Origin of the sequence: Roseivirga ehrenbergii (assembly GCF_001593005.1) — a bacterium.
Taxonomy (GTDB): Bacteria; Bacteroidota; Bacteroidia; order Cytophagales; family Cyclobacteriaceae; genus Roseivirga; species Roseivirga ehrenbergii.
In genome coordinates this window covers 90,449-106,043 of sequence record NZ_LQZQ01000012.1, presented here as the reverse complement: position 1 = coordinate 106,043, position 15,595 = coordinate 90,449, and the positions used below count along the sequence as shown (strand labels likewise).

Annotated in this window: 17 protein-coding genes; 12 read left to right on the top strand and 5 right to left on the bottom strand. The window is 38.2% G+C overall.

Features of this window, described 5'->3' with window-relative positions; all coding sequences use genetic code 11:
- The first annotated feature begins 160 nt into the window (after window positions 1-160).
- The 5 genes from MB14_RS08765 to dapB all read left to right on the top strand — a co-directional run bounded on the left by MB14_RS08765 (window position 161) and on the right by dapB (window position 3,894).
- Window positions 161-841 carry a metal-dependent hydrolase gene (locus tag MB14_RS08765; protein WP_062591197.1) on the top strand — a complete coding sequence of 227 codons (681 nt, stop codon included), beginning with the start codon at window positions 161-163 and terminating at the stop codon, window positions 839-841.
- Between the two features lie 8 nt (window positions 842-849).
- On the top strand, window positions 850-1,614 hold the full coding sequence (locus MB14_RS08760) for a ParA family protein (RefSeq protein ID WP_062591196.1): 765 nt from the start codon (window positions 850-852) through the stop codon (window positions 1,612-1,614).
- A gap of 80 nt (window positions 1,615-1,694) precedes the next feature.
- A complete protein-coding gene (locus tag MB14_RS08755) occupies window positions 1,695-2,600 on the top strand; it encodes a ParB/RepB/Spo0J family partition protein (RefSeq protein ID WP_062591195.1) in 906 nt (301 codons plus the stop codon).
- Complete coding sequence (locus MB14_RS08750; RefSeq protein ID WP_062591194.1) at window positions 2,600-3,181, top strand: DUF5683 domain-containing protein; 582 nt, start codon at window positions 2,600-2,602, stop codon at window positions 3,179-3,181. Before MB14_RS08755 ends, MB14_RS08750 begins: the two co-directional genes overlap by 1 nt.
- Window positions 3,178-3,894 carry a 4-hydroxy-tetrahydrodipicolinate reductase gene (gene dapB / locus MB14_RS08745; RefSeq protein ID WP_062591193.1) on the top strand — a complete coding sequence of 239 codons (717 nt, stop codon included), beginning with the start codon at window positions 3,178-3,180 and terminating at the stop codon, window positions 3,892-3,894. Before MB14_RS08750 ends, dapB begins: the two co-directional genes overlap by 4 nt.
- Window positions 3,895-3,938: 44 nt before the next feature.
- Here dapB and MB14_RS08740 read toward each other — a convergent pair whose 3' ends face one another.
- On the bottom strand, window positions 3,939-5,249 hold the full coding sequence (locus MB14_RS08740) for a hypothetical protein (protein ID WP_062591192.1): 1,311 nt from the start codon (window positions 5,247-5,249) through the stop codon (window positions 3,939-3,941).
- A 167-nt stretch (window positions 5,250-5,416) separates the two neighbouring features.
- Here MB14_RS08740 and MB14_RS08735 point away from each other — a divergent pair, with 167 nt between their 5' ends.
- The 3 genes from MB14_RS08735 (at window position 5,417) to MB14_RS08725 (ending at window position 9,008) form a co-directional block, all read left to right on the top strand.
- Entirely contained in the window at window positions 5,417-6,604 is a 1,188-nt protein-coding gene (locus MB14_RS08735) for a DUF4934 domain-containing protein (RefSeq protein ID WP_062591191.1), read from the top strand.
- A 117-nt stretch (window positions 6,605-6,721) separates the two neighbouring features.
- The gene (locus tag MB14_RS08730; protein ID WP_062591190.1) at window positions 6,722-7,858 is read left to right on the top strand and encodes a DUF4934 domain-containing protein; all 1,137 of its coding nucleotides are present in this window, start codon (window positions 6,722-6,724) and stop codon (window positions 7,856-7,858) included.
- A 1-nt stretch (window position 7,859) separates the two neighbouring features.
- Window positions 7,860-9,008 (top strand): DUF4934 domain-containing protein, encoded by a 1,149-nt coding sequence (locus MB14_RS08725; protein ID WP_062591189.1) that lies wholly within the window; start codon window positions 7,860-7,862, stop codon window positions 9,006-9,008.
- A gap of 45 nt (window positions 9,009-9,053) precedes the next feature.
- Here MB14_RS08725 and ung read toward each other — a convergent pair whose 3' ends face one another.
- A complete protein-coding gene (gene ung, locus MB14_RS08720) occupies window positions 9,054-9,716 on the bottom strand; it encodes a uracil-DNA glycosylase (protein ID WP_062591188.1) in 663 nt (220 codons plus the stop codon).
- Between the two features lie 75 nt (window positions 9,717-9,791).
- Here ung and apaG point away from each other — a divergent pair, with 75 nt between their 5' ends.
- The 3 genes from apaG (at window position 9,792) to MB14_RS08705 (ending at window position 12,126) form a co-directional block, all read left to right on the top strand.
- Window positions 9,792-10,178, top strand: a complete 387-nt coding sequence (gene apaG / locus MB14_RS08715; RefSeq protein WP_062303179.1) for a Co2+/Mg2+ efflux facilitator ApaG/CorD — start codon at window positions 9,792-9,794, stop codon at window positions 10,176-10,178.
- A gap of 5 nt (window positions 10,179-10,183) precedes the next feature.
- Window positions 10,184-10,957: an O-methyltransferase gene (locus tag MB14_RS08710; protein ID WP_132644019.1), complete on the top strand. Its 774-nt coding sequence runs from the start codon at window positions 10,184-10,186 to the stop codon at window positions 10,955-10,957.
- Between the two features lie 65 nt (window positions 10,958-11,022).
- A complete protein-coding gene (locus MB14_RS08705) occupies window positions 11,023-12,126 on the top strand; it encodes a DUF4934 domain-containing protein (RefSeq protein WP_062591186.1) in 1,104 nt (367 codons plus the stop codon).
- Window positions 12,127-12,128: 2 nt separating this feature from the next.
- Here MB14_RS08705 and MB14_RS08700 read toward each other — a convergent pair whose 3' ends face one another.
- Window positions 12,129-12,716 (bottom strand): methyltransferase domain-containing protein, encoded by a 588-nt coding sequence (locus MB14_RS08700; protein WP_062591185.1) that lies wholly within the window; start codon window positions 12,714-12,716, stop codon window positions 12,129-12,131.
- Between the two features lie 104 nt (window positions 12,717-12,820).
- On the opposite strand from MB14_RS08700, the gene MB14_RS08695 reads away from it, so the two are divergent.
- A complete protein-coding gene (locus MB14_RS08695) occupies window positions 12,821-13,738 on the top strand; it encodes a DUF8428 domain-containing protein (protein ID WP_062591184.1) in 918 nt (305 codons plus the stop codon).
- Window positions 13,739-13,877: 139 nt separating this feature from the next.
- Here the strand turns inward: MB14_RS08695 and MB14_RS08690 are convergent, their stop codons facing one another.
- Together MB14_RS08690 and MB14_RS08685 are read right to left on the bottom strand one after the other, a co-directional pair.
- Entirely contained in the window at window positions 13,878-14,705 is an 828-nt protein-coding gene (locus MB14_RS08690) for a PhzF family protein (protein WP_084376014.1), read from the bottom strand.
- Window positions 14,702-15,550, bottom strand: coding sequence for a DMT family transporter (locus tag MB14_RS08685; protein WP_062591183.1), 849 nt, complete (start codon window positions 15,548-15,550; stop codon window positions 14,702-14,704). The genes MB14_RS08690 and MB14_RS08685 overlap by 4 nt, the downstream gene beginning before the upstream one ends.
- Window positions 15,551-15,595: the final 45 nt, after the last annotated feature.

Genomic DNA, 15,595 nt, shown 5'->3' with positions numbered 1-15,595 from the left:
TTTTTGTTTCAACTTCATAAAACACCTAATTCAATCAGTCACAATCAATTATTAACACTTCACACATTCATCATTTTCTATTGATGTAGTTCCCTTAATTCTTTCAATGATTCTTCTATCTTTGTAGGCTATTGACGAACCTAATCAGAGACTACAAAACATGAAATTCACCTTCTACGGACACTCTTCTTTCATGGTAGAAACAATGGGAAAGAAGTTGCTGTTTGATCCCTTTATTACACCCAACGAAAAGGCCAAGAACATTGACATCAATGAATTAGAGCCTGATTATATTATTCTAAGTCATGGGCACGGAGATCATGTAGCAGATGTTGAGGCTATCTATTTCAACTCAAAAGCTAAGTTAATTTCCAATTTTGAAGTAGTAAATTGGTTTGAAGCCAAAGGAGTAGAAAACGGACATCCCATGAATCATGGAGGTGCTTGGAACTTTGATTTTGGAAGGCTGAAAATGGTAAACGCAATTCATTCCAGCTCAATGCCCGATGGCAGTTATGGTGGAAATCCAGCAGGCATTGTTATTACGAATAATGAAGGCAGCTTCTATTATTCGGGTGACACCGCTCTTACCAAAGACATGGAACTTATTGGCGAAGAATTCAACTTAGACTTCTCTATTATGCCCGTAGGCGACAACTTTACGATGGGTGTTACCGATGCTATAAAAGCTGCAAAAATGGTGAAATGTAATACCTTAATTGGAGTACATTTCGACACTTTTCCTTATGTAGCAATAGACCATGAGGAGTCGATAGAAAAAGCTGAAGCCGCTGGCATAAAGCTTACATTACCAAAAATTGGACAACAAATCACTTTTTAGATTTAAGAATGGGTAAGATAATTTCCATAGCAAACCAAAAAGGAGGAGTAGGTAAAACTACAACAGCCATGAACCTTGCCGCAAGTTTGGCGGTATTAGAATATAAAACTTTGGTGGTAGATGCCGATCCACAGGCCAACACCACTTCTGGCTTAGGCCACAACCCTAGAGAAGTAACCAAAAGTATTTACGAATGCATGGTGGGCAAAGAAGGCATACGCGATTGCATTATGTCTACCGAGGTTAACTTTCTAGACTTATTGCCTTCGCATATCAACCTGGTTGGAGCAGAAATAGAGATGGTAAGCCTATCGAACCGAGAGGAAAAAATGAAACAAGTTTTGGGCGAAATTAAAGATGAATATGATTTCATCTTGATTGATTGCGCGCCTTCACTAGGTTTAATTACCATTAACGCACTAACCGCTTCAGACTCCGTTATTATTCCTGTACAATGTGAGTACTTTGCTTTAGAAGGTTTAGGTAAACTTTTGAATACAATTACCATTATTCAAAAGCGTTTGAATGCTAAACTCTCAATTGAAGGAATTCTTCTTACGATGTACGATGTACGTTTGAGGCTCTCCAACCAAGTAGTTGAAGAGGTACATACGCATTTTAAAGACATGGTTTTCGAAACCATTATTCCTCGAAATGTAAAACTGAGCGAATCTCCTAGTTTTGGACTCCCAGTAATCGTTCACGATGCAGAAAGTAAAGGAGCCTTGGCTTACCTCAACCTTGCAAAAGAGATAGGAGATCGTTTAAATTAGATTTATCAATGAATTCAGTCTGTGGATTCCTTTAAATGGAAGCCATTCAGACCGACTCATTCTATTAATAAAAAATTATTATGGCAGCAAAAGCACCCAAAAAGAAAAGCGTATTGGGAAGAGGATTAGGTGCGCTTTTGGAAGATTCCAATTCTGAAGGCAACAAAAACCTAGAAACCTCATCGGTAGGAACGATGAATGAAATTAACCTTGACCAAATTGAGGTAAATCCATATCAACCCAGAACCCATTTCGATCGAGTAGCATTAGAAGAGCTTGCCGATTCAATAAAACTGCAAGGGATTATTCAGCCCATTACGGTAAGGCAACTGAGTGAAGGGGAATATCAGTTGATTTCTGGGGAACGAAGATTTCAAGCTTCAAAAATTGCTGGGTTAAAGAGTATTCCTGCTTATGTAAGAACTGCCGATGACCAGCAAATGCTGGAAATGGCCATTATTGAGAACATTCAGAGAGAAAATCTGAATGCCATCGAAATTGCTTTGAGTTACCAGAGGCTTCTATCTGAATGTAAAATCAAACAAGAAGAATTAGGAGAACGTGTTGGTAAGAACAGAACCACTGTAAACAACTACCTGAGGTTGCTTAAACTTCCGCCAGATATTCAAGCAGGTTTGCGCGACAATAAGATTTCAATGGGTCATGCCCGTGCCTTGATCAATATCGAAGATGTAGACAAGCAATTGCACATCTATAAGCAAACTGTAGAAGAAGAACTTTCTGTAAGAAAGGTGGAACAGTTGGTACGTGATTTGATTACCCCGAAAGAGGAAAAACCTAAGCCAGAAAAGACTGGAGATAGTAAGCACAGAACTTATGAAGTTCAGCAAATTCAGCAAAAGCTATCTTCACATTTCGGTACAAGGGTAAACCTAAAAGCAGACGGACAGTACAGAGGAGAAATAAAAATACCATTTGTTTCTACTGAAGACCTGAACCGCATTTTGGAGATCATAAACTTGTAATGCAAAAAATCATATTCCTTGTTTCATTCTTTGCCCTTGGCTTTGGAGCAATGGCCCAAGACCCTATAGAAATAATGGACAAAGGTTTGGTAGAGGGCGACACTGTTCCACCAGACATTGAGCTCAGAAAGGAATATGACCCTAAAAGAGCCTCTACCCTATCTGCTATTTTTCCTGGCTTAGGCCAGATTTATAATGACAGTTGGTGGAAAGCGCCTATCATTTATGTGGGCATGGGTACTTCTATATACTTTATCGATTATAATAATCAGAAAAGAAAAGACTACACTGTTTTGGTCAAAGAGTTGCTAGCGAAGCAAAAAAATGGTGAGACAATCAATGAAAATGAATTGAGGGTATATCGAAGAAATGCTGATTACTGGCGCAAAAACCGTGATTTAGTGTTTCTGACAACGCTTGCCATATATGGCTTAAACATTATTGAAGCTTCAATTGATGCCCACCTCAAAGGCTTTAATGTAAATGATAACCTTGCCAATTTTAAACCCAAAGTTGGCGTAATTAATAACGGCACCACCTACCTTGGTGTAGGTGTAACTATTCCAATCAGATCAAGATGAAAATTCTTTTATTAGGTTACGGAAAAATGGGTCAGATGATAGAAAAACTGGCCCTAGACAGAAACCATAACATTGTTGCTAAAATTACGGTAGACAATAGACACGATTTAGACAGTCTTTCTACGGACGATATTGATGTAGCCATAGATTTCAGCCAACCTTCTGCCGCTCCTGATAATATTAAATGGTGTGTTGGTCATAAAATACCCGTGGTGGTAGGTACTACCGGTTGGGCAAGTCACAAAGCTGAAATTGATCAATATTGTAATGATAATGGAGGTACTTATTTAGTGGCTTCAAATTTTAGTATTGGGGTAAATATCTTCTTCAAGTTGAATAAATTTTTGGCCAAACTCATGAATGGGCAAACCGACTATGAAGTGAGCATGAAGGAGATTCACCACACTCATAAACTGGACTCCCCAAGTGGCACGGCCATTACTTTGGCTGAAGGCGTAATGGAAAACTTACCAAGCAAAACCAAATGGGTGAACCAAGCTTCAAACAAACCAGAAGAATTATCAATTATTTCTGAGCGTGTTGACCCTGCTCCTGGCACACATTCCATCCAATACGATTCAAGAATTGATTCCATAGAAATTACCCATACTGCGCATTCACGAGAAGGTTTTGCCATGGGTGCCCTGCTGGTAGCAGAATGGCTTCCCAACCAAAAAGGCATAAAAACCATGGAGGATTTCTTGCAGTTTTAAGCGTTTATCGAACGAACCCTCCAAGGGTTAAGACAGAAAATCGACTAATCCAACTTCAGTTCATACCTCACAATCAGTTTATAATCTCTTTCCTGAGCGTAATCGTTATTATATAAAACGTACAGAGAATTCAAGTCACTCCCTCCAATGAGCTGCCCTCTCAAATCTGTAGCACTTCTAAAGTATTCTCCCCCCGGTTGAGGAGACAATGCTACCAATTCAAAGTCTTGTTTTACCACGCTGCCATCCTTGATCAACAGGTAATAAAATTTGTAAGTTGATTTTCGTACTGTTTCCCAGTATTCGCTCTCTGAAATTCCTCCAGACTCCACTAATTGGCCCGCCTGAGTATTGGAGATTACACTGCTATACCTTATCAAAGTATAATCACCAAGCTGTACCATATCATGATAAGTTGAATTAATTAGGCTTCCACCACCTTGCCTCCAATCCAAATATCCGGGACTGCCTGAATCAACAACGGATTCATTTCCACTACTAAAATAAGCTGGCTTCAAATCAATGACATTCAAGAGACTACCATCTGCTATTGAGTACTGATGCAGTTTTTGGAATTTACTAAATAGCACACTCAATACCCCTATTCTTTTATTGAAAGCCATTCTTGGGCTTGTTCCGCCTATGGTCTCATCTGCAATTCCCTCTGGAAACCCATAATTCTGAATTGTATGATCATTAATACCATCGTCCGATCCTAACAAACCGTTCAAGTCAAAAATCCTAAAGGACTTCATATAGGGAAAAGGATTGTCTTGGTTCTGGAATGCTTTCATAGACATTGTAGTATAGCCCAAAGCGAGGTTTCCATTCTGAAAAGCACTGATATCAAACGGTATATCTAAATGAGTTCTTTGGGTATTCAAGGCTTTGCTGCGCCCCAGTAGATTTCCATCGAAGTCATAAACAAAAAATCCGATCTTAGTAAAAACCCCTATCCGATTATCATCAAGAAATAGGTTATTCTTAGCCCCTACGCCATGATTGACTGGGCCATCTCCTGTATTATTAAATTGCCCAAGAACCTCACCTGACCCATCGATAATTATGAAACCGACTTCATTACCCTTTGGCATAGCTCCATCAGGTAGCATCTCGCTGAAACCATCAGCCACATCCCCCAACAAAAAGAGGTTATTCTCAGGGTCATAATCATAAATTTTTATTGGACTTAAGACATCAATCTTAATTGAATCTTTCGGAATTAAGGTTACCTCTCCAGTTGCTTGACTGCTTTCTTTACTCCCTTCATTTGAGCAGCTACTTACATTAGACAAAACTGTCAGAGCGAATACCGCTCTCAACAAGAATAAACACTTGTTGTATTTAATTTCCATAGAGATTAAGTAGTGTTAAGAATATATATTTTTAAAGTACAAGCTCTTCTTTCCTCGAATCTGTAACGTTTGTTTTAGTAGTTAAACTAACTTACATTTAATACAACTATTAATTTAGTAGTATTAAGAATTAGTCTTTTAAAATAACCTATATAATCCGAATCATCATGAATTATAAAAAAGTATTCTTCCTGCCATTAGCTTGCATTACTATATTTTCCAGTAGTTGTAGTAATAAAAAAGAATCTAATGAAACTACGAATCAACTAAATTCAGGTGCGGTAGTTATTGATATCGAAAAAGCACTTAAAGAAGGTACTTCACAATACCTAAGTCAGTTTAGTTCTGAAATTGAATATGTTAGACTCGAAACGGTAGACGAGGGGTTCGTTGCTACTGCATACCCACGAGCCTATGTATTGGAGGATTACATTTACACTGTCGCTTTCAGGCAAATACTTCAGTTTGATAGAAAAACAGGGAAGTTTATTAAAGAATTAAGCCACTATGGTTATGATCCAGAGGCTTATCAATATACCCTTCCTTCTATGCACCCAACAACGTCTAATGAAATTTATGTTAGAACTGGTAACCGAATCAAAACTTTAAATTCAAATGGAGAAATTAAAACTATAGCTTCGGCTCCCTCAGAAGTTGAAAATGCTTTCGAAGTAGAGGACGGTTATTTTGCTGGCTATATCAAGAACATGAGTTGTACTGTCACAGAGCTAATAGTTATTTTTAATAAGAAGGGAGATGTAATAAAAAGCTTTCCTAATCACCAACAATGTGAGCCAAATCGAACTAACTCATTTTCCCTCCGCTTAAGCGAAGGCCTGTTTTTCACTAGTAAAAATGATGTCTTTTTTAAAGAAGCCTTTAACGATACAGTTTTTCAGGTAACAAAGGAGAAACTTTTACCTACCGTTATATTTAATATGGGGGAACATTCACCACCCTATGAAAAGAAAGAAATCATGGAGGACGATGATTACTTCAACATGTATTCGGTGAGTAATATTGATTTAAATGATAATTACGTGTTTTTTAGCCTCAATTATCAAGGAAAAACATATAGTGCCTACCACGACATTAAAGAGAATAAAACACACCTGGCCTATGAGAGGTATGAGCAAATATCTAGCTTTCAAGATGATTTAAATGAGTTTATACCTTTCTCTCCACAGTATATCAACGACCAAAATGAACTCGTTTACAATGTTGAAGCAGAAAAGATATACAACTGGTTTCAAGACAACCCTGATAAAATCGAATCACTACCTAAAAGCTTGCAGAAGCTAAAGGACATAGACCGAGAAGATAATCCGGTCGTAATGATTGTGAAATTAAAATAAGCCTTGGCACATCATGCCAATAAGAAACTACTTCAGAAAGAAGAGATATCGGCCATTAAAATCATAGGCATCGCAATACTAAACTAGGCTCTCTTTAAAAAAAAGCTATATTTAAATATGATTAAACACATCTCTTCTTTTGCGTTTCTTCTTTTCTCCCTAAACCTAGCCGCCCAAACCCCGCCTAAGTTCGAGAGTTTTGAGATTGATATTGATGCCACTAGAACAAACTTCTTCGATGCCATTGAACATATTGAAATTATCAGATTAGAAGAAACTGAAAAGACACTATTAGGGGAGATTGATCATTATTTCAAAACGCCTTCGGGGTTTGTCATTCCTTACATGCCTATTAGCAAACCAGCTAGGCTTATTCTTTTCGATAAGCAAGGAAACTATATCAATGAAATTAGCAAGAGTGGGCTAGGCCCAGAAGAGTACAGAAATATTAGCGATGCATGGTTTAAGGATGGCCACATAGCGCTATTTAGCGGGTGGTCAAGAAGAATTCAACATTATACGGAGTCAGGTGAATACGTTGGGTCCATTGAAGCCAGATATGACAAATCAATTAGTGGTTGGGCAATGATTCCATATCAAAAAGGCTACATATTTCACCAAATGGGCACACCTCCAAATGGTAATGAGCTCATATTTACCGATAACCTTTTGAATCTCACAGGAAAAAGTGCACCAGTTGCCAAACCTCATCCATTACCTTTCACTCAGAAAAAGGTATTCAGCTCGCTCAGAGAGTCAATTTTCTATATGAAACCGTTAAGAGATTCTGTTTTCCAAATTATGAATAGCAAAGCATACCCAAGGTTTAAATTCGATTTCGGCAATGAATGGCTTTGGTCAAATCCAAAGCACATGAAATCACCAGTCACTGCCATGAACGCCATGTCTGCCGAAGCAAAAGTATATATGGTATACCCATATATTGGTGAGTGGCGCATTTTTTTGACCTACCTTTTTTACGAAGACAAGCTTGTTCATCAGAAAAAAGGATATATAGATAGAGAAACAGGTGATTTCTTTCGCTTCGATTTACGGAAGAAAGACAAAGAAGACTATAACCTGACGTTTCTTACATGGGAAGATGACAGGCTGGTAAGTTCAATCGCTGCCTACGATTTCGAAGAGTTTATGGATAACCTTAAAAGCGACCAATGGGCAGTTAAAGGAGGCTTTGACTTGGAGGAAATATTTCAATCAGAAAACCCTGTTTTGCTCAAAATCAAATTCAAGTAAAATGAACAAGTCCTGTTTTTTCATTCTCCTGATTTTCTCTACAGCTTTAAAAGCTCAAAACCTCCCCAAGCTCGAGCGTTTTGAAATTGACATTGATGCCCCAAGAACCAATTTCTTTGATGCTATTGATCATATTGAAGTTATTCGGTTAGAAGAAAACGAAAACTCACTCATCTCTTCTTGGGATAGTTACTTCAAAACTCCGAATGGATTTGGAGTGCCGAATAAGGAAGGCACAAACTTTTATCGCTCAATAGCTTTGTTTGATGTAAAGGGCGATTACAAAAATGTGATCAGTAATTACGGTCAAGGACCTAATGAATATAGTAACATTAGCGATGCTTGGTTTAGTAAAGGTAGGATTGAACTCTACAGCGGGTGGTCTAGGCTTTTACTCAGGTATTCTGAAGATGGAGAGCATATTGAAACTTTAAAAGCTGGATATGATAAGGCAATAAATGGACAAGAAATGATTCCTTACAAAAACGGATACCTTTTTGAGCCAAGAAATCCTTCAAGTCCTAATACAGTCATTGCTTATGATGGGTTTTATATTACAGATGACAAACTAAGAATCATGAGTAAGGGAGCATTCATCAACAATCCCAAACGAGTTCCAGAAAATATTGAAGGAAATATAAGCCAGCTAGAAGAGGCTGTGTTTTACAGTAAACCATTAACGGATACCGTCTATCAGATCATTGACGGGAAAGAATACCCGCGATTCAAATTTGATTTTGGAAAGCAATGGCTATGGTCAGACCCTACAAGTAATGTATCTATGAATCGAGACATTAAAGTCATGCTTAAGGGTAACAAGGTATATAAAGTAAAGCCAGGCATAGGAAAAAATTACATAATGGTCAGCTATAATTTAAACCCTATGAGTCAACGAAAAGGCATGATTAATAGAAAGTCGGGAAAGTTCACTCGGTTTGATATGCGTAAAAACAACAAGGAGGATTATGACATCAATTTCTTAGAATGGGAAGATGGCCGCCTAGTAGGTTTCATCGCTGCCTACGATTTTGAAGAGTTTATGGATAACCTTGATAATGACCAATGGACAGTAAATGGAGGTTTTGACTTAGAAGAAATCTTTCAATCAGAAAACCCTGTGCTATTGAAAATCAAGTTTAAGAGCAAATAGTAAATCAACCCTTGGAGGGTTTTGAACCCTCCAAAGGCTTAATCATCACCACTCAATCCCATCACCTCCTTTTTCTTCCAAATAAGCATTGGCCTTGCTAAAGTGCTTGCAGCCAAAGAAACCTCTGTAAGAAGATAATGGTGAAGGATGTGGCGCTTTTAAAATTAAGTTTGATTTGTCGTCAACAAAGGAGGCTTTCTTCTGGGCATAGCTGCCCCAAAGCAAATAGACTATCCCCTGTTTTCGGGTGGCCAGTTGATGAATAACAGCATTCGTAAATTCTTCCCAGCCTTTATTTTGGTGTGAACCTGCTTGATGCGCTCGCACAGTCAAAGTTGCGTTGAGTAATAAAACGCCTTGTTGTGCCCAACGGTCTAGGGAACCATGTGGTGGAATGTCTTTGCCTAGGTCGTCTTTAATTTCCTTGAAAATATTGACCAAAGAAGGCGGAAAAGGCATTCCTTCTTTTACAGAGAAGCAAAGCCCATTGGCTTGCCCTGGGCCGTGGTATGGGTCTTGTCCCAGAATCACCACTTTTACATCGTCAAAAGCACATTGATCGAAAGCCCTGAAAATGTTATTCCCTGCCGGAAAAATGGTTTGAGTTTTATATTCCTCCTTCACAAAATCCGTCAAACGCTTGAAATACTCCTTCTCAAACTCCTCTTTTAAAACTTCTCTCCAGCTCTCCTCAATCTTAACATTCATCGAATTTTCGTTTTCTCATTAGTAATTTTAAAAGTAATCTATATCTTTAAAACTCTGAAGCGAAAGCCATAAATGATTGTAACAGCAATAACAGAAGGTGTAAAAGTAAGTGTGGAAACCCACTATCAACCGGAATACTCCAGTCCGGCACAAAATCACTTTGTGTTTACCTACCGTATTACGATTGAAAATGATGGCGAAAATACAATTAAGCTACACCGCAGACATTGGCAGATTTTCGATACCAATAACGAAATGCGCGAGGTAGAAGGTGAAGGTGTTGTGGGGCAACAGCCTGTTTTAGAACCGGGCGAAAAGCATCAATATGTGTCTGGTTGCAACCTGAGAAGCGGTATTGGCAAAATGCGTGGCATCTATTTGATGGAAAGGGTGATGGACGGAAAACAGTTTGAAGTCATCATTCCTGAGTTCACCATGATCGTTCCCTATCTCCTTAATTAATTCCCTTGCACCAAATTCTGGCTTATATAAAGTACTGGCTTTTGGCCATGAATGAACATTCGTTGCACTCGCCATTCCTCTACCCTTTCTATACTGAAGTCGTTAAAAAAGACAATAAAAAAGGTTTTGAACCCATTGAAGCCTTAAGAAAAAGCCTGCTTCAAAACGATGAAGAGGTTTTAATAGAAGATTTGGGTGCAGGTTCTCGGATCAGTAATTCCAATACGCGCAAAGTAAGTCAGATCGCTAATCACGCCTCCACTCCTGCTCGCTTTTCAAGATTGCTCAATCGAATCATCACACATTTCGATTATAAAAACATCGTGGAATTGGGTACTTCATTAGGTTTGAATGCCGCCTATATGGCTTCTGCAAAAAAGGATGTTCAACTTTTCACTTTTGAGGGAAGTGCGTCCATTGCCAGTTTAGCCAGGCAAAACTTAAGTAAGTTAAACTGCTTCAATTACCAATTGATCGAAGGGAATATTGACAACACTTTACCTCAATGGATTGAAAACGCTCCTCAAATTGATTTAGCCTACATTGATGCCAACCACAGGTACGAACCTACACTTCGATACTTCGAACTACTCTTGCCTAAAATGACAACATCAGGCATGATTATTTTAGACGATATTCATTGGTCTAAAGAAATGAACGATGCTTGGAAACTGCTCAAAAAACATCCTAAAGTCTCCCTTTCCATCGACCTATTCGAAGCAGGAATGCTCTTCCTTCAGCCTGATCTAATGAAAAAAAGCTACATCTTAGAAATCTAAGACTAAAAACATAGTTCATAGATTTTAATTCTGTAAATTCATGGATCAATTTGAATTCTAAATCCGTGAAATACATTCTAGTTGGCTTTCTATTTACCCTAATTTCCGCTTGCTCTACAAAAGAGAAAACTAAATCTGATGACGATTTACAGGTCATTTCTATCGGAGAAGTCACCAAACACATTGGTGATAATTTGATCACTGAGAGAAGTGAAGTCAAGTTAGAATTGACCGACAGTTCTACTCTTGGCCCAATTGATAAGATGATCATCTATAAAGGGAAGATTTACCTGCTTGACATTAGAGTATCCAAATCTCTCTATATTTTTAATTTAGAAGGGGAAATTCTTAGGCGAATTCATTCCATTGGTGTAGCCGAAGGACAATTCTACCTTCCCTTCGATTTTAACATCAATCAGTTTTCGGATGAAATCAACATTTTGGATGTTCGCCAACGGAGAATGCTCAACTATGATTTAGAGGGGAACTTTAAAAGCCAACATAAAGTCAATGGACAGATTTCCAACTTTGCTTCACTGAACAAAGGCAATTTTGTTTTCCATATGGATGGCAGACAGGATGATCCCACTGAGAGAAAGGAACTTTTGCAGATTGCTAACAAAAGCAATGACAGCACATTTCTAAGCGGAGTATTGGAATATGGTTCAACAGATTATGTGAAAATATTCAACAGCTTAACATTTTCAAATGAGCGCATAATCTATATGCAATCCATGCACGATAGTATATACATGGTAACAGAAAAGGAAATTAAACCCATTTACTCCATCGATTTTAATGGCCATAATATTCCGTCAGAAATCAAAGGAAAAGACCCGATGGATTTCCGTCAAGCATTAATGACTGGTGACTATTATATTGTGCAGGGCAATTTATTTGAGAGCGATAATCTACTCACTTTTTCGTGGGAGAGAACATCAAAAACTGACTCCGAGACCATTGAATACGTTTGGACTCTTTTCAACAAGAACACCGATAAAACCTTAAATTTAACAATGAATCGTTTTAAAGAAAAGTATGGTTTTGGCCCTGCTCAATTCGCTCAAAAAGGCTATTTCTATAGTGTTAATACTATAGAATCAAGGTCAGTCTCTGATACAGGAGAAGAAGAAAACCCTACAATTGTTCGGTATAAGATTAACTTTTAGAATCAGATCTTTATCATCTTCACGAAAAGCTCGTTCCCCATTCTTGGTGGAATGGAATTATAAGCTTCTTCCATAATTTCAATCTTGAAATAAGGCGAGAAAATGGACCTGTACTCTTCTTCTTTACCACCAAAAGGAGGATGCGTTGTATTGAGTGGAATCTTAAACATAAGGCCTATTAGTTTACCGCCCTCCACTAAAAGCTCTTGCATTTTAGTCACATAATCCGTTCGCATAATGGGGTTGAGCGCGCAGAAAAATGTCTGTTCAATAATCAAATCATATTGCGAGTGATGCTCGAAGAAGTTACCATGAATTAATTGCGAAGCAGGGAAATCAGGAATTCTAGATCGAAGATTCTGCAAAGGAGTTTTAGAAAGGTCAATCACCCAAACATTTTTAAACCCTTGATTCCATAAGTATTCTGCTTCATAGGCATTTCCCGCCCCGGGAATTAGAATCTTAATGTCATTATCGGTAAGCTGATCGATATAATCTTTAATAGGTGTAGAAACATGGCCTATATCCCAGCCCACCTGATTATTCTCATACCTTTGTGTCCAATAATTCTCATTTAAAGATTCAATCATGCCAGTCGTTTTTAATGGGTTGGCATATTTAAAAAAGATTTAAGTAATTCGCCCAATATTTAACCGAAAAGGCGTTTAAAATTTATTAACAGAGGTTCAGCGGAATGAGTGAAGTAGCAAAGAAGAAAGGCGGAAGCCCAGATAAGATTAGAATTATATTAATTGTGGCCCTCATTGTTATTGTAGCTGGGGCGGGCTTCAAAATTTACTCTGATAACGAAAGCAAAAACGCACTTCAAGCTGAATTTGAGGCTACAAAAATCACACTTACCACTAAATTAGATAGTATTAGCGGTCAACTTAGCAACCGTATTTCTGAAATAGCCAAGTTGGGTGGAAATATAGATTCCTTGGTAACCTTAAAAGACTCTATCACTGCACAACGTGATCAGCTGCAACGAACAAGAGTAGCCAATAAAGCCATTATTCAACGCTTGGACAGAAAAGTGGGAGGTTACGAAGAATTACTCTTAGCCAAAGATGACGAGATCGCAGCGTTGAAAGTAATCAATACCAAATTGGTAGAAGAGAACATTGATTTAAAAACCGAGAAAAACGAATTGAACAATACGATTCGTAAAGCCACCGAAACGCAACAAGAGCTAAAACAGCAGATTTCTTTGGCAGCCAAACTTAAGGCAGAAAACGTAAAAGTTTTCAATATAAATTCTAGGGGAAAAGAGCGAGAAGGTGATTTCAGAGGTCGTCAGGCTGAGAAAATCAAGGTAACTTTCAATCTAGCAGACAACCCTGTTGCACCAGTTGCAGGCCATAAAATCATGATTCAGTTGGTTGACCCTGCTGGCAATGTAGTTTTTGATATCGCTAAAGGTTCTGGTTCATTTACTGTAGATGGACGTGAACAAACATTTACAGCGCGTCAGGAAATTCTTTTCGATAACTCAAAGCAAGAATTGACCTTCGTTTACGACAAAGGTTCTGAATTTGATGAAGGCGAGTACAAAGTCATCATTCTTTCTGATACTTACGAAATAGGCAGAACTACTTTTAATGTAAGGTAGAACCCTGAACCTGATTCTACACTTAGACAAACCCTCCAAAAGTTGGGGCAATTATATTATCAGTAGTAAATAATTAATCTAAAGCGAAAAAGAGAACTTCTGGAGGGTTCTGCTAATGGCAGAATACTCAATAAATTGCCTAAACTATTTTATTAATTGGGTTCAGGTTAGAAGGTATCTCAAAGTCAGTTTCAAAAACCATTACTGCATTTCCTTTTAGAATTACGCGATTCCCTTTTAATTCCGTTTGCATTTCGCCTGTTCTGGCAGAAGCTTGAAAAGCCTTAAAATTGGTCTTTCCAGTTTTATCAGCCCAGTAAGGTGTTAGAATGGTGTGCATAAAACCAGTTACAGGGTCCTCTTTAATTCCCAAATTGGGTGCAAAATAGCGGCTTACAAAATCGTAGTTCTCCCCTTTCGATAAGGCAGAAACAATTACCCCATTTTGGGCTTGTTTAGCGATAACGGCATCATCAGGATTGGCTGACAGCACAGCTTCCTCCGATTCAAAGATCAGAATTAACTCAGCAGGGTAGTTAAGCACTTCTTTAATAGGAAAACCAAAAGCACTTTCGAGTTCAATTTTATCAAAGCCTTCGGCAGTAGTGGCATAATTTGCAGGAAAATCCATGATAATTAAACCGTTTGAATCTAAAGAAGTAAACAACGAACCGCTTAAAGTTTTAAACTCAATGGTTTTGTCTTTTGGCCAGTGGCCGCCTTGCCAAAGCGCAAAAGCCGAAGCCAATGTTGCATGGCCGCAAAGAGGAACTTCGGTAGCTGGTGTAAACCATCGTAAATCGCAATAACCTTCATTTATTTTGACAAAAGCAGTTTCAGATAAATTCATCTCTACCGCTATCTTTTGCATCATTTCATCTGAAATCGGTTCACTCAAAATGGCCACAGCTGCTGGATTACCTTTAAAAACCTCTTTGGTAAAAGAATCTACTTGATAAATTTTCATACAACTTTCTGCTTTCTTTGCTTATATACTACATTCAAAACTACGCCTATCATCACCAAAGTCATTCCCAAATAGGTCAGAAGGTTGAAAGTTTCTTCGAACAAAACATAGCCAAAACCTAAGGCATAAATAATTCCGATAAAGTTAAGGTTGGCTACCTTAGAAAGTTCTTCCGACTGATAAGATTTAGTCATAAAATACTGTGCTAATTGAGTAAGCACACCAATGGCCAAAAGTACCACCCACTCAATCCCTACTGGCCAAACCCAGTGGAATGCGGAGTAAATTCCAACAATAGGAAGCGTAACCAGTGGAAAGTAAAATATGATTACCAAAGGGTGTTCCGAAGTTTTCAGCTTCCGAATCATATTATAGGCAATTCCCGAAAAGAAGGCCGCCCCTACGCCTAGCAAAGCCATTTCTGGCGAAACTCGCGCATCAAAGCCTTTAATCATTAGAATTCCCGCAAAAGAAAGCCCAAAGAAAATCCATTGTACCCAAGCCACTTTTTCTTTTACAATCCACATTCCTAGAATCGCAGTGAAAATTGGCCCCAGAAACATTAAAGTAACTGCACTTGCTAAGGGAGTTTCCTGAAGCGTAGTGAAAAACATCATTAGTGCAAGAGCTCCAGCCAAGCCTCTAAACAGGAGTATTTTCTTGTTGTTTCCAAAAAGAGGAACCTTCTGTGATTTTAATGCGATACCCGACATTAAAAACGAAACAATTGAGCGAAACAAAATGATTTCAATTGCAGGTATATTTGGCACGTATTTAATGAGCACATTCATTACTGCAAAAATGAATGTTGACAAGAGCATGTATTTTACCCCTTTTGAAACCATGCTCGAAGTTGCGATATTCCCATCCGAAAAAATAATTACTCAAAC

Bases quoted from the DNA above. Each gene is read 5' to 3' on its own strand.
- MB14_RS08765 (WP_062591197.1), top strand. From the start codon at position 161: ATGAAATTCACCTTCTACGGACACTCTTCTTTCATGGTAGAAACAATG.
- MB14_RS08760 (WP_062591196.1), top strand. From the start codon at position 850: ATGGGTAAGATAATTTCCATAGCAAACCAAAAAGGAGGAGTAGGTAAA.
- MB14_RS08755 (WP_062591195.1), top strand. From the start codon at position 1,695: ATGGCAGCAAAAGCACCCAAAAAGAAAAGCGTATTGGGAAGAGGATTA.
- MB14_RS08750 (WP_062591194.1), top strand. From the start codon at position 2,600: ATGCAAAAAATCATATTCCTTGTTTCATTCTTTGCCCTTGGCTTTGGA.
- dapB (WP_062591193.1), top strand. From the start codon at position 3,178: ATGAAAATTCTTTTATTAGGTTACGGAAAAATGGGTCAGATGATAGAA.
- MB14_RS08740 (WP_062591192.1), bottom strand. From the start codon at position 5,249: ATGGAAATTAAATACAACAAGTGTTTATTCTTGTTGAGAGCGGTATTC.
- MB14_RS08735 (WP_062591191.1), top strand. From the start codon at position 5,417: ATGAATTATAAAAAAGTATTCTTCCTGCCATTAGCTTGCATTACTATA.
- MB14_RS08730 (WP_062591190.1), top strand. From the start codon at position 6,722: ATGATTAAACACATCTCTTCTTTTGCGTTTCTTCTTTTCTCCCTAAAC.
- MB14_RS08725 (WP_062591189.1), top strand. From the start codon at position 7,860: ATGAACAAGTCCTGTTTTTTCATTCTCCTGATTTTCTCTACAGCTTTA.
- ung (WP_062591188.1), bottom strand. From the start codon at position 9,716: ATGAATGTTAAGATTGAGGAGAGCTGGAGAGAAGTTTTAAAAGAGGAG.
- MB14_RS08700 (WP_062591185.1), bottom strand. From the start codon at position 12,716: ATGATTGAATCTTTAAATGAGAATTATTGGACACAAAGGTATGAGAAT.
- MB14_RS08695 (WP_062591184.1), top strand. From the start codon at position 12,821: ATGAGTGAAGTAGCAAAGAAGAAAGGCGGAAGCCCAGATAAGATTAGA.
- MB14_RS08690 (WP_084376014.1), bottom strand. From the start codon at position 14,705: ATGAAAATTTATCAAGTAGATTCTTTTACCAAAGAGGTTTTTAAAGGT.
- MB14_RS08685 (WP_062591183.1), bottom strand. From the start codon at position 15,550: ATGGTTTCAAAAGGGGTAAAATACATGCTCTTGTCAACATTCATTTTT.